At 51.9% G+C, this 13,001-nt stretch carries 10 protein-coding genes; 1 reads left to right on the plus strand and 9 read right to left on the minus strand.

The window, feature by feature from the left end; genetic code table 11:
• Positions 1-38 precede the first annotated feature (38 nt).
• The 5 genes from IPI86_RS12845 to IPI86_RS12865 all read right to left on the minus strand — a co-directional run bounded on the left by IPI86_RS12845 (position 39) and on the right by IPI86_RS12865 (position 5,207).
• On the minus strand, positions 39-515 hold the full coding sequence (locus IPI86_RS12845; protein WP_345298406.1) for an isoprenylcysteine carboxylmethyltransferase family protein: 477 nt from the start codon (positions 513-515) through the stop codon (positions 39-41).
• Positions 512-853 carry a hypothetical protein gene (locus IPI86_RS12850; protein WP_345298407.1) on the minus strand — a complete coding sequence of 114 codons (342 nt, stop codon included), beginning with the start codon at positions 851-853 and terminating at the stop codon, positions 512-514. Before IPI86_RS12850 ends, IPI86_RS12845 begins: the two co-directional genes overlap by 4 nt.
• Positions 843-1,469: a class I SAM-dependent methyltransferase gene (locus IPI86_RS12855; RefSeq protein ID WP_345298408.1), complete on the minus strand. Its 627-nt coding sequence runs from the start codon at positions 1,467-1,469 to the stop codon at positions 843-845. Before IPI86_RS12855 ends, IPI86_RS12850 begins: the two co-directional genes overlap by 11 nt.
• Positions 1,466-2,713 (minus strand): dihydrolipoamide acetyltransferase family protein, encoded by a 1,248-nt coding sequence (locus tag IPI86_RS12860; protein WP_345298409.1) that lies wholly within the window; start codon positions 2,711-2,713, stop codon positions 1,466-1,468. The genes IPI86_RS12855 and IPI86_RS12860 overlap by 4 nt, the downstream gene beginning before the upstream one ends.
• 76 nt (positions 2,714-2,789) lie before the next feature.
• Positions 2,790-5,207 (minus strand): transketolase C-terminal domain-containing protein, encoded by a 2,418-nt coding sequence (locus IPI86_RS12865; protein WP_345298410.1) that lies wholly within the window; start codon positions 5,205-5,207, stop codon positions 2,790-2,792.
• Positions 5,208-5,437: 230 nt separating this feature from the next.
• On the opposite strand from IPI86_RS12865, the gene IPI86_RS12870 reads away from it, so the two are divergent.
• A complete protein-coding gene (locus IPI86_RS12870; protein WP_345298411.1) occupies positions 5,438-6,532 on the plus strand; it encodes a hypothetical protein in 1,095 nt (364 codons plus the stop codon).
• A gap of 89 nt (positions 6,533-6,621) precedes the next feature.
• Here the strand turns inward: IPI86_RS12870 and IPI86_RS12875 are convergent, their stop codons facing one another.
• The 4 genes from IPI86_RS12875 to IPI86_RS12890 all read right to left on the minus strand — a co-directional run bounded on the left by IPI86_RS12875 (position 6,622) and on the right by IPI86_RS12890 (position 12,804).
• Positions 6,622-8,607 (minus strand): heterodisulfide reductase-related iron-sulfur binding cluster, encoded by a 1,986-nt coding sequence (locus IPI86_RS12875; RefSeq protein WP_345298412.1) that lies wholly within the window; start codon positions 8,605-8,607, stop codon positions 6,622-6,624.
• Between the two features lie 44 nt (positions 8,608-8,651).
• Positions 8,652-9,593 carry a LysR family transcriptional regulator gene (locus IPI86_RS12880; protein WP_345298413.1) on the minus strand — a complete coding sequence of 314 codons (942 nt, stop codon included), beginning with the start codon at positions 9,591-9,593 and terminating at the stop codon, positions 8,652-8,654.
• Between the two features lie 199 nt (positions 9,594-9,792).
• Positions 9,793-11,514, minus strand: a complete 1,722-nt coding sequence (locus tag IPI86_RS12885; RefSeq protein WP_345298414.1) for a rhodanese-like domain-containing protein — start codon at positions 11,512-11,514, stop codon at positions 9,793-9,795.
• Between the two features lie 21 nt (positions 11,515-11,535).
• Positions 11,536-12,804, minus strand: a complete 1,269-nt coding sequence (locus IPI86_RS12890; protein ID WP_345298415.1) for a multiheme c-type cytochrome — start codon at positions 12,802-12,804, stop codon at positions 11,536-11,538.
• Positions 12,805-13,001 lie beyond the last annotated feature (197 nt).

The following is a 13,001-nucleotide window of genomic DNA, read 5'->3' on the forward strand; positions in this document are numbered from 1 at the left end:
GGGGTAAAATAAAAAGGCGATGAAATCGCCTTTGGGATTTAGATCCAGCGCCTCACTCTGGACCTGTAATCTGTGTACTGATCTTTGAATTTTTTCTCCAGATAGGCTTCTTCCTTTTCTATGACAAGCCGCGAGAGGGTTGCCATAAATAACGGCGAAACGACCAACCCCCACAGCGAACCATATGCAAGCGGAAACCCGATGACCATGAAGAGGAAGCCAAGGTAGATAGGATTGCGAGTCATGCGATAAATTCCGCTTTTGACCAGCGTCTTGACCGAACCGTGCGGGTCGAGTGTTGTGTGTGCCTTGCGAAATTCAATGAACGCGCCGACACCGAAAAGAAAACCGATGAAGGTCATGCCCAGTCCGATATTTTTGAGAATTGCGTTCATCCCAGCCAGTGCGGGTACCAATCGCCCCAGAAAAAGCCCGACGATGATAAAGATCATTGCGACAACGGGCGGATGCACATTCTTGTTGATATTCGGACTGTCTTTTTGTTTTTCGCTCATGCCTGTTCCTCAAATGCAAGTTTTGCTTTCAACGGCGGCTTGCGCCAGAACCAATCCATCCAATCGGCGTAGGAGACGCCTTTCTGCTTTTCGTTTGACCAGATATCCGCATCGAGTTTGTGACGGTCCCAAAAATCGCTCCTGCGGATGAAACTGATCGTGCCTGACCATAGGATGCTGTCATCGGCGTTGAAGATCGTCAGGAGTTGACCGTTTTGCAGAGTGATCAGGTCGTTGAGACCTTTTCCGCCTTCGGGCATAAAGCTGAAAAGGATCAATCCTTCCATGCCCTGCTCCCAATAGGCTTCCAGCTCGCCCTGCAGTATTTTAATGGCCACTTCGCTTCCTTGCTGACATCAGAAAAACGGGAAAGAACTTTTCCTTTTCCTCGATCTTCTTTTTGATCGTGTATGCCGTGAAAAAAGCAATTTCTTCAAAACCTGCGGCTTCCACCTGCTTTTGTAATTCACTCCTTGCGAAGCCTTTGTGGACATCGGTTGTGCCGTCGGTGTGAAATGAGCCATCCTCTTTATCGAGGTCAGCGACCAGCAGATACCCGCCAGGCTCAAGCAGGGCGTGGAATTTTTTTAGAATGTCTTGCGTGTTATGGATGTGGTGCAGGGTCATCAGAGAATATGTAATGGCGTACCGTTCGTCAGGAAGCGGATCAGTTGACAGGTCGAGGCGAAGCGGTTTCATATTTCGCACACCTGAGGTGGAGATCTTTTCGGCAAGCACATCTAACATCCCTTGCGATGTATCTGCCAGTGTGATCTGACCGAGTTCCTCCTGAAGAGCAAAGCTCAGCAGGCCTGTGCCGCATCCGTATTCGAGGGCGGTCATCTCGCGTGAAAGCGGAATAGCTTTGCGGATGGCGTCTGCCACGGTGCGGGCACGTTCCACTTTTTTGGGATCGGAGTCCCAGTCTTTTGCGCGTTCGTCGAAATTTGTCATGCCCAGTTTTCCAATGTCTCTTTGACCTTGGCCAGGAACCAATCTGCCGATGCGCCATCGAGGATGCGGTGATCGAAGACGAAGGACATGTATACCATCGGGCGAATGGCAATGGCATCGTCGATGACGATCACACGCTTTTGCATTGCGCCGACACCGAGGATGCCCGCCTGTGGCTGGTTGATGACGGGGAAGGCGAAGAGCGACCCGCTCACGCCGTGATTGGTCAGTGTGAAGGTGCCGCCTTTAACTTCATCAGGTTGCAGTTTCTTTGTGCGTGCGCGTGCTGCCAGATCGTTGATCGTGCGTGCCATCGCCAGCAGGGACAAATTGTCTGCGCCTTTGATGACGGGGACGATCAAGCCTTCTTCGCCGAGCGAAACCGCCATGCCCAAGTTGATGTTTTTATGGATCAATAAGCCTTCATCGCTCCATGAGGAATTGGTTTGCGGGTAGGCTTTCAGCCCCGCGACGATCGCCATCATGAAGTAGGCGGTGAAGGTGAGGTTGACTCCATCGCGCTCAAATGCGGATTTATTCGCGGCGCGGTGCTTGGCGACCTTGCTCATATCCGCTTCCATCACGGTCAATACATGCGGTGAGATCTGCTTTGATTCGACCATGTGGTGCGCGATGGATTTGCGCATGGTGGTGTGTTTGATTAGGGTGTCATGTGTTCCAGTGTTAGGTGTCAGGTTTGAAGGTTGAAGGTTGGAAGGTTGACCTCCCGCTTTCGATTTTCCACTTTCCACATAATTCAACACATCATTCTTCGTGATGCGACCATTCAAGCCTGTGCCTTTTACCTGGGATAAATTCACTCCGTGCTCAGCAGCAACTTTTGCCACGACGGGGGATATGAAGCCAAGATCAGTTGAAGGTCTAAGGTTTAAGGTTGCAGGTTGTGGCTCGGGCTTTTGACCTTTCGATGAACTCAGGGAATCGCTTTCGATTTTTGACCCTTCCACACTGCCGACTGCCGGCTGAACACTATCCACTGTTTCGCCCGCCACCCCGATCAGAGCTAATAATTCTCCAACCTTCCCGACCTGACCTTCCTGCATGTCGATTCTCAAGATCACACCTGAAGCAGGTGCAGGGATTTCGGTGTCCACTTTATCTGTATTTACTTCAAGCAATGGTTCCAATTCTTTAATGGAATCGCCAACTTGTTTGAGCCACTTTGTAACGGTGACTTCATCAACGCCTTCGCCGAGCCTTGGAACTAAAACTTTTGTCGCCATAGTTTCCTCTTTTCACCACGCAGTGTCACAAAGTACATAAAGGTTTTCTTTCGTGCTTCTTCGTGACCCTTTGTAGTTAATCGAATTTTGGATAAGCAGTTGGATCAACTTCATTCATCATTTCATACACCGCATCGAAGATTGTTTCCGCATTTGGCTTGGACCAGTAATCGCCGTCACTTCCATATGCAGGGCGATGCGCTTTTGCAGATAAAGTGCGAGCGGGGGAATCCAAATGGAAATAGCCGCCTTGTTTTTCGATGACTTCCTGCATCATGTAGGCAGTCGTGCCGCCAGGGACATCTTCATCGACGAACAAAATGCGGTTGGTCTTTTTCAACGACTCAACGATCTCGCCGTGGATATCGAAAGGCATCAACGATTGTACGTCGATGACTTCCACGTCAATGCCGACCTTGCTGAGTTTATCTGCCGCATCAAGCACTACACGACAGCACGCGCCGTAGGTGACGATGGTGACGTCTTTCCCGTCGCGGATAACTTCAGGCACGCCGAGCGGCAGGGTGATCTCGCCGATATTTTTAGGCAGGCGTTCCTTCACACGGTAGCCATTGAGTACTTCAACAACGATTGCGGGTTCGTCAGATTTTAGGAGGGTGTTGTAAAAACCAGCAGCATGAGTCATATCACGTGGAACCAGCACATACATGCCGCGCACCAGACTCAAGATTCCAGACATGGGCGAGCCCGAATGCCAAACGCCTTCAAGGCGATGTCCGCGGGTGCGCACGATAACGGGTGCTTTTTGTCCGCCTGCGGTGCGCCAGTGCAGTGACGCGAGATCGTCGCTCATGATCTGCAAGGCGTACAACACATAATCAAGATATTGAATTTCGGCAATCGGGCGCAGTCCGCGCATTGCCATGCCGATCGCCTGCCCCAAAATCGTTGCTTCGCGGATGCCCGTATCGGTCACGCGCATCGCGCCGTATTTTTCCTGCATCCCCTTGAAACCCTGATTCACATCGCCGAGTTTGCCAACGTCTTCACCAAACGCAATCAAACGCGGATCACGCCCCAGCGCGGCATCGAACGCGGCGTTGACCACTTCAAAACCGAACATGGTAGGCGAAGAGTCCGCGTACACAGGTTTCACTTCGTCCACTTTTAACGCTGTGCCCGAATACAAATGTGAACCGTATCTTTCGAGATTCACTTTATCGTTCTCGTGTTTCCATTGGATGAGGACTTGCTTCGTGGGATGCGACTCGTCCCTGAGCAGTCTCAGCGCTTCATGCACGATCGTGTGGATATCGCGCCTCGAATACGACGGGAGAGTGGCCAGCCGATCCCGAATCAGTCTCAACTCGTAGACATGGTTCGAAGTCGGCGCGATCTCGTCGAGAATGTCCAGTACTTGATTGCGCTCTTCGGTGATGGGCGAGAGATACGCGTCCCATGCGGCTTTGCGGAATCCTTCAACAGCGGCGTAATCTGCCTTTTCAACAGAATCAAGCTCGGGCGCGGAGATGACGCGGTTCGTGATCATCCATGCGCGCATCTTTTTGAGTCCGTCAAATTCCTCTTCCCATTTGAGTCGCTCTGGAGTCTTGTAGCGTTCGTGACTACCTGATGTGGAATGTCCCTGCGGTTGAGTCACGTCAATGACATGCACGAGCGAGGGGATATGATATTCACGGGCTACCTCGGCGGCGGTGAGATAGGTTTCGACGAGAGCGGGATAATCCCACGCACGGACGGTGTAATGGTCGTAGCCGTTCTGCACTTTGTCGGGCGGCGTGAATGGATCGCGCTCGAAGCCTTTGAGCAAAGCACCGATATTTTCCTTGACCATTTGAAATTGATTGGGGACAGAGATGCCATAACCGTCATCGTAAATGGTGAGGATGGCAGGTGCTTTCAACACGCCAATGGCATTGACCGCTTCCCAGAACATGCCTTCGGAGGTGGAGGCATTGCCGATGGTGCCAAAGGCGATCTCGTTGCCGTTGTTGGAAAAATCTTTTTGGTCTTGCAGCTCTTTGATATTGCGATAGATGACCGAAGCATATGCAAACCCAACAGCGCGTGGCATTTGCGCGGCAGTGGGCGAAATATCGGAGGCTGTGTTGTACATCTGCGTTTGCGGACGCCACGTGCCATTTGGATATAAATTGCGCGAGGCGAAATGCGCATTCATCTGGCGGCCTGCGCTGGCGGGGTCGTAGGTGACATCACCATGCGCGTATAGCTGGGCAAAAAACTCCTGGATGCTCATTACGCCAAGCATGAACATCCAGGTTTGATCACGATAATATCCAGAGCGCCAGTCGCCTTTTTGGAAGGCTCTGGCGATGGCGAGCTGGGCGATTTCCTTTCCATCGCCGAAAATGCCGAACTTTGCCTTGCCGCTCAGAACCTCGCGCCTGCCGATAAGCGAAACCTGCCTGCTTTGATAGGCGATACGGTAATCTTTGATAATTTCATCTTTCTCTAGGGGAAGCGCAATCGTACCCTTCTTTTTGTTGGGCATGAACTCTCTCTCCTGTAAAGTTGGTTGGGCGGATTATAAACGGGAAAGGATGAAGGATGAAGGAGGAATGATGAAGATAGAAGAAAATGGGAAGAAAAAAATGATATCCCACAGCAACCAGACTAAGCCTCGTCTTATGTGTTCGTGGTATATTTCACGAAGTGGTGGTTGCAAAAAGCAACTACTCGAATCAAGAGTAAGGGGGTATCAAAAAAGAATAACGAGGAAAAATGAAAAAGAATAAAGTAATTCGTTCAACAGGGTTGATCGCTGTTATGTTTGTGTTGTTAGCCTGCGGCATCTTCTCTCAAACCACGCCGACGGTGGTGGCTACTTCCGCTCCACTACCATCTGAGACGGCGATTGTGACCGTTGAACTGCCTGCCAGTACTGCTACAGCCACTTCTATCCCTGCTACACAGGAACCAGCCATTGTCATCCGATTAGGCCCCGGAAAGTTCGAACAACCGATCTGGCTGGAAGTCCTCAGTGGACGATACCAACTCGCCGGTGGCGATATTTTGTTGACTGGCTCGGCGATAGGCGTCTACACCGAAGCGCTGACCTTCCCAACAGGAATGGAGATTGAGATCGGTGAGGGCGGGTTGGTGTTGATGGGCGTCTCTTATGATGCGGGAACGCGGCTGGTGGTGGATGAGGCTGGCGACATTGTAGCTCAAACAGCGGTGGATGGATCAACTGCTGAGCCGTCTGTTTCTACTGGAGAAATTCTATTCGAGGATGATTTTAGCTCGAATAACAATGGCTGGGATGTTGGGCTTTCATCCGATGATTACGGCGAAGTTGATAGCACGATAACAGATGGCCAATACGTCGTAACAATGACAGGTAAGCAGGAATACTTTTTTGCGATCACATCCATTCCAGATTTTTCAGCTAAAGATTTTGTGTGGAGCATGGATGCGATCATTCTCGAAAGCACGGCCAGCGCTGGCAATATGTTGCTGGCACTCTCTGTTCGCGAAGTGGATGGGCTCAGTGGCAAGCACTATTCGTTCTCGATCTTCAATGATGGAACATCCTCGGGCGAAGTTTGGCCGACAAAAAAATATCAGGATGTGATCGAGTTTTGGAGTTACGAAGCGAATGATGCCATCACGCTTGAGCCAGGTGTAGTCAATAAGATTTCACTTGAGGTGAACGACTCGACCTTTACACTATATGTCAATGGACAGAAAATCAAAGAAGTGACCGATGCTACGGTCACTGAAGCTGGTGAGATCAGTTTTAGTCTGGCGATGTACAAACCCGGTGAGACTTTGAAGATCGCATTTGATAATCTGATCATTACTGCAATTCCGTAAACGATCAGCATGTAGCTTTCATAGAAAGCGTAACGCCCAACGATAATATTATCGTTGGGCGTCTTGTTTTTGAGTGTCATTCCCTGCTCTTACTTTAATCTCTCCGCTACGATCTCAGCAACATCTTTCACTTGCATTGAGTCGCCGTCTGCTTTGCTGGCGTCTGTCATCATCGTCAGGCAGAAGGGGCAACCCACAGCCACCGTATTCGCGCCCGTGGACTTGGCTTCGGCGAAGCGGGTCACGTTCACACGCGCCGAGCCTTCCTCTTCTTCCTTCCACATTTGCGCGCCGCCCGCGCCGCAGCAGAAGGACTTGGCTCCGTTGCGCGGCATTTCCACGGTTTCAATGCCCGCGGCTTTCAAATCGTCTCGCGGCGCATCTGTGATCTTGTTGTGCCTGCCCAAATAACACGGGTCATGGAAAGTGACCTTCATGTTGTCGCCTTCCAAATTCATGGAAATTTTCCCAGCACCCACCAGCTCGTTAATTAATTGCGTGTGGTGAATGACTTGATAATTCCCGCCGAAGGCTGGGTATTCATTCTTGATGGTGTGCAAACAATGCGGGCAGGTTGTCACGATTCGCTTTGGCGCAACCTCATTCAAAATTTCAACATTCTGTGAAGCAAGCCCGAAGAAAATATCTTCACGTCCTGCGCGGCGGGCCGAGTCACCTGTGCAGGATTCATTCTTGCCAAGCACGGCGTAATTGACTCCTGCCGTATTCAAAATTTTTGCAAAGGCTTGCGCGGTCTTTTGCGCGCGCGTGTCTGTTGCGGGAGCGCAGCCAACCCACCACAAAATTTCAGGCTCGGCATTTTGCTCAATGGTTGGCACGCTCATGCCTTCCGCCCATTTCATGCGATCACCCTGCGAAACATTCCACGGGTTCTGGTTGCGCTCCATGCCTTTGAACGCAGATTCCAGTTGCTTCGGGAACGCGCTTTCCATCATCGAAAGATTGCGGCGGATGTCGAGAATGTCGCGCATCGGTTCGTTGCCCACGGGGCAAATGTCCACGCATGCGCCGCAGCTTGTACATGCCCACACGGCTTCTTCCGAGATCAGATCCAACATCGGCACATCGGTTGTGCCGCCATTGTTGAAATGATAGCGCTTGTTAATTTCCAACGCAGCAGGGGAAAGCAATTTGCCAGTGTTGTACGCGGGGCAAACTTCCTGACAGCGGAAGCACATGATACAGGCGTAGCTGTCCATGATCTGCTCCCAGCCGAGGTCTTTCATTTTCGCCGCGCCAAATTGTTCGATGCTTTGGTCATCGAGATTGATGTAACTTAATTCGCCGATGGATTTTCTTTCGGGCTTCAATGCAAAATTCAACGGCGCGAAGAAAAGATGAATATGTTTTGAATATGGGAAATAAGGAAGGAAGGCGACGACTGCGCCAATCGACATCCAGAACGCGATGTGTTCCCCCGCTACGAGGACACTCGCATCAACCCCCGCCCACAGCTGGGACACCGCCGAGATGCTTGGTTGCCAGCTGTCAGTGTGACCTGCCAATGCCACCCCGAAAGATTCTCCCAAAAACCGCATCGTGTTGTGGATGAAGATGAACGTGGCAACAATGGCTGAATCGCGCATGATGCCCGCTCTTGCTTTCGGGTGAAGCAAAGTCGTATCGCGAGTGGACAATGTGTCAGGTCGCAGGATGAAGCGGCGAAATGCCATAGCCAGGATCCCGCCCACGATGGCAACATTCGCAACGTCTGCAATGAGGCGGTAGATGTCGCCAAAGAGGCCGGTGTTGTCGAGGAGTTTGAAGCCTGTGTAGGCGTAGATCAGATCCGCTAGATTGATCAAAAGAAAAGAAAGAAAACCCCAACCGATGAGTCCGTGCAAAATACTGGGGCCAAGCCTGAAACGAAAAACGGGTTGGAACAATCCCACCTTGACGATGAGATCACCAATCCGTTTCCAAACGAGCGACCAATCCACTTTTCCCTGTCCGCTGGAGATGTGAGCGACGATCTTCATCACACCACGATAGGTGAAATAAAGCGAAACAAGTGTTGCAATAACGAAGAGGATTTTTTCTACAAGGGTAAGCATGGAAACTCCCAGAGATGAGAAATGTTCGTTAAGTTTAGCACAAGTTAAGACACGAATGTAGTCAGGCTTTGCCAGATTTCAGTGTTCAATTGTGTTCGCTGGGCTTGGGCAAATTCCCAGAACAGGGATTGCGCCCGTGTGAATGGGTTATTGATGTGACGCGCGATGTAAACCGTGCGTCGTAAGTCTGCGCCTTGCAGTTCGATTTTTTTGATATGCCCGAAGGCCAGACCGCGTGCCGCGACCATTTCTGAAACGAAGGCAATGCCCACGCCACGCTCTACAGCCATTTCAATGGCCTCGGGGTTTCCGAGCTCCATGGTCACATTGAGCATATCGGGCATGATGCTGAATTTTTTCAATTCCTGCATCACGGTTTCGCAGGTTCCTGAGACCTCCTCGCGCAGGATGATCTTTTGGTCGAGCAGATCATCGGGGGTGGCGTAGCCATATTCAGCCCATGGATGATCGACCGGCACGATCAAGTAGATTCGGTCTTCGAAGAGGGGTTGGCATTCAATATCACGATGTTCGAGCAATTTGCTGGTGACACCAATGGGGATCTTTTGGGCGATCAGGTTTTCGAAGACACGGTCACGTCCCATCACTTTGACACGCGGATGCACGGCTGGGTACTGCTCCTGAAACATGGAAAGCAGGACGGGCATCAGATATTTCCCTGCGGATGTGGAGCAGGCGATCAATAACTCCCCGCCAACTTCGTGATTGATATTGTGCAGGCTGTCTTCCAACAGCCGCGCCGAGCGTAGCACCTCGCGGGCCATGGGCAGCAGAGATTCGCCCGCCTCACTGAGAGCAATCGACCGTCCGCGCCGCAGGAACAATTCCACGTGATACGCCTGTTCCATGGCTTGAATATGCTGGCTGACAGCAGATTGCGACATGTGCAAACGTTTGGCGGCCTGTGAAAAATTTTTTTCCTCGGCGGCGGCTAGAAAGACACGCAAGGCTGAGATCTCGATCATTTTTTGCTCCGATCGTGACGATAAGTGATGATGATGGTTTTCATGTGTTAGCATAAATTTGACTTATCTTCCTGACCAGTGTGCATTGTCACAAATTCGGTCTGACGCCATGGGGTAATTACCCGAACGAAAACCGTCCACGAAGTTTCCCTCGTGGACGGTGACTTTGTATGCGGGAACTTGCTTCCCGCCTTTGCGATTACTTCACAACGGGCAATTCAGCAGCAACCCAGCCATTCATGCCGCCAGCAAGATTGCGAACGTTGGAGTAGCCTGTCATGCGCAGGTACATCATGACCATTGCACCGCGATGACCGGACTGGCACAGAACCACAATGGGCGCGGCCTTGTCTGCGGGAAGTTGGGCAAGGTTGGCGGAGAAATCTACAAACGGGATGAGGAGCGCGCCTTCGATATAACCACCAGCTGTCTCTTCAGCTGTACGGACATCCACAAGAATAGGAGCGGGTGTTCCAGTGAGTTCCACATTCAAGTCTGCGGATTTGACTGTGTAGTACCCTTCGGGTAGGGTGTTGAGGAAGGCATTCAGATCACGGAAGAGGATGGGATCCACTTCGGGGGCGGTACCAGCTACCGGCGCGGCAGGAGTCGTTCCAGTTTCCACGGACAGTTCGGCTTTCTTCCAGCCGCCGAGTCCGCCAGCGAGATTCTTCACGTCGGTATATCCAAGCATTTGTAGGGCGGCCATTACCATTGCGCCGCGATGCCCGGAGCCGCAGTAGATAACGATGGGTTGGTCTTTGGCGGGCAGTTTATCGAGGTTGTTGAGTACTTCGCGCACAGGGATGTTGATCGCACCCGCAATGAAACCATCTGTTGTGACTTCAGCGGTTTCGCGCACATCCAGAAGGAAGGGCGGGGTTTCTGTGAGGGCGGTGTTCAAGTCTGCGGCTTTGATGGTGGAATAGCCCTCGGGCAGGGAGGCAATGTATTCAGGCCATTTGGCTGCCCAATCGATCCAACCGGCGACAGGCATCTGGGCGGCTTTCCATGCGTTCAGACCGCCTGCAAGGTTGACGACATCGGTGTAGCCCATCAGACGCAGTGCCATCATAATCATGGAGCCGCGATGACCGGAGGCACACAGGACAACAATGCGGGCATTTTTGTCAGCGGGGACCTGGTCCATGCTGGCGAAGAAATCGCTGAATGGCAGGTTGACCGCGCCGTCGATGTAACCATCCTTGTTCCATTCATCTGCAGAACGAACATCGATGATGACAGGCGGTGTGCCGGTCAGTTCTTCGGCGAGTTTGTCCGATTTGACCGAGTAGAAATCATCGGGCATGCCGGCGAAGAAGCCGTTCAGCATTTCGAACAGTGCCTGATCTGCAATGATGGCGGTGCTTATGGCTGCGGGAGCCGTAGGCATGGAGCCGGTAACCACAGGCAGGTTGGCTTTCTTCCATCCGCCGAGGCCGCCACCTAGATTACGGACGTTGGTGTATCCCAACATCTTCAGGGCTGCCATTAACATTCCACCGCGATGACCGGAACCGCAGTAAATAACGATGGGTTCATCGAGGCCGGGCAGTTTGTCGAGGTTGTTGAGCACATCACGCACCGGAATATTGACTGCGCCTTCGATGAAGCCGTCCTTTTCAATTTCAGCGGCTTCACGCACATCGAGCAGGAAAGGAGCCTTGTCCACCAGTTCTTCATTCAATGCGGCTGGTTTCACGGTGCCGTAGCCTTTGTCGGCGGGCAGGCTGGCGACCAGGTCGGTGAATAATGCCTGCACATCAAGCGCGGGCTCTTCAGTAACAACCACCGGGGCTTCGGTGACGACTACGGAAACTTCAGTGGCGGCCGGGGGTTCAGTGGCTGGCGTACCACAGGCGCTTAGGATCATGCTGACGACAATCAACAGTCCGAATAAAAATTGTACTTTCTTGGACATTTTCTTTCTCCTTGTTTATGGTTATGGCAATTTATGACATTTTGTGCAGTTTGCATCTGCATAATCAACATGGTCTGCAGGGTTGACTGGCGCATCTTTCACACCCGATTCGTGGCACAACAGGCATGAGTCACCAATGTGTTTCTCATGCCCAGCGGGCAACACCGGGGCTGAAAGAATCACATCGATTGAAAGCGGCAAGGCGCTGATAATGACGGAGGCGTTCGCGGTCAACTCTTCGGGATTTACTTTTTCTGCGGTGAGGAATATTTCAGGGTTGCTGTGGCAGGCTTCGCATGAAGCGTTCTGCGGTGTGTTGCGTTGGATGTTGTGCGGGGTTGCATACACCCAGGTTGGAAGTGCGTCGAAATTAGGCAGCAGGTTTTCGCCGTAGAACTCATAACTTGTCGGCGCAGATGGGACATGGCGCACAGGTACGAATTCATAGGGTCTGTCTTCGCTTTGGATGGGATTTCGTCCGATCAGGAATGTGGAGTAGGTGGCCTGTGTTTCGAAGAACGGTTTGCCGCTCGTTTCGCTGACTGCCACATGACAGCCATCACAGCTTGTGTAGGTCACTGAATGGCAGACCTGACAGGACAGGGTCTCACCATGCTGTTGGTGCATTTCAACTGCATCACCCGATACAACTTCGGCATGGCAGTCAACGCACTTCGGGTCTTCTGCACCTTCCAAACGGTGATCAGGAGCAGACGAGGCATCTGCTGTGCCATGCAAGTCGGTACCTTCATGGCATTTCACGCAATTCATGCGCGCCTCACGGAAGTGGACATCGCCCGGTATGCCTTCGTTCTTTCCAAGGAATTCATTCCCTACACGGCTGCCGTGGCAGGCCGTGCATGAACGGGTCATCGGCGGAGTCTTCTCGAACACATGTCCGGTGAACAATCCGCCGCCCACATTCTTTGGCTGGCTTACATGGCACTCACCGCAGGTGGTATGGCAGGTGGCACAATGATTTCCGAACATTTCTTCCAATACAGGATGGTTTTCAGGGATGTCGCCGCTGCGGGTATTGATCGCGGTCCAATAACCTGCCTGTGTGTTATGTAAACTGTTTGGGTACGAAGCAACCTGATCTTCATGGCACTCGCCGCAAAACTCTTCAGGTTGCGCACTTGGGCTGGCGATTAAACCATTGTGAGCGGAATCTTTTTCCGCAGTATTTTCACCCGCATGACATTCAATGCAGGTTAGTTTGCCGTGGTCAGTTTGCAGGAACGCTTCACCATCCACCAATACTTTTTCCCATGGCTCCAACGGAGCCACATCGCCCCCTCAGCCAACCCCCTTGGATTCTGACTCAGCGGCCTCAATGGGCTTCGCCGTATCAATGAGACGTTGCTTGTCCGTGTGGCACGCCAGACATTCTTCAGAAACCGCTTCAGGCGTGGATGTTGGGGCTGCTACTGTTTCAGTGGGCATTACTGTCGCGGTAGGTGGCTCGACCTTTGTGGTTGAGCACG

This window comes from Candidatus Villigracilis affinis, assembly GCF_016705895.1.
GTDB lineage: Bacteria > Chloroflexota > Anaerolineae > Anaerolineales > Villigracilaceae > Villigracilis > Villigracilis affinis.

Excerpts from the sequence above, each read along its gene's own strand:
- IPI86_RS12845 (WP_345298406.1), bottom strand. The coding sequence starts at position 515 with ATGAGCGAAAAACAAAAAGACAGTCCGAATATCAACAAGAATGTGCAT.
- IPI86_RS12855 (WP_345298408.1), bottom strand. The coding sequence starts at position 1,469 with ATGACAAATTTCGACGAACGCGCAAAAGACTGGGACTCCGATCCCAAA.
- IPI86_RS12860 (WP_345298409.1), bottom strand. The coding sequence starts at position 2,713 with ATGGCGACAAAAGTTTTAGTTCCAAGGCTCGGCGAAGGCGTTGATGAA.
- IPI86_RS12865 (WP_345298410.1), bottom strand. The coding sequence starts at position 5,207 with ATGCCCAACAAAAAGAAGGGTACGATTGCGCTTCCCCTAGAGAAAGAT.
- IPI86_RS12870 (WP_345298411.1), top strand. The coding sequence starts at position 5,438 with ATGAAAAAGAATAAAGTAATTCGTTCAACAGGGTTGATCGCTGTTATG.
- IPI86_RS12875 (WP_345298412.1), bottom strand. The coding sequence starts at position 8,607 with ATGCTTACCCTTGTAGAAAAAATCCTCTTCGTTATTGCAACACTTGTT.
- IPI86_RS12880 (WP_345298413.1), bottom strand. The coding sequence starts at position 9,593 with ATGATCGAGATCTCAGCCTTGCGTGTCTTTCTAGCCGCCGCCGAGGAA.
- IPI86_RS12885 (WP_345298414.1), bottom strand. The coding sequence starts at position 11,514 with ATGTCCAAGAAAGTACAATTTTTATTCGGACTGTTGATTGTCGTCAGC.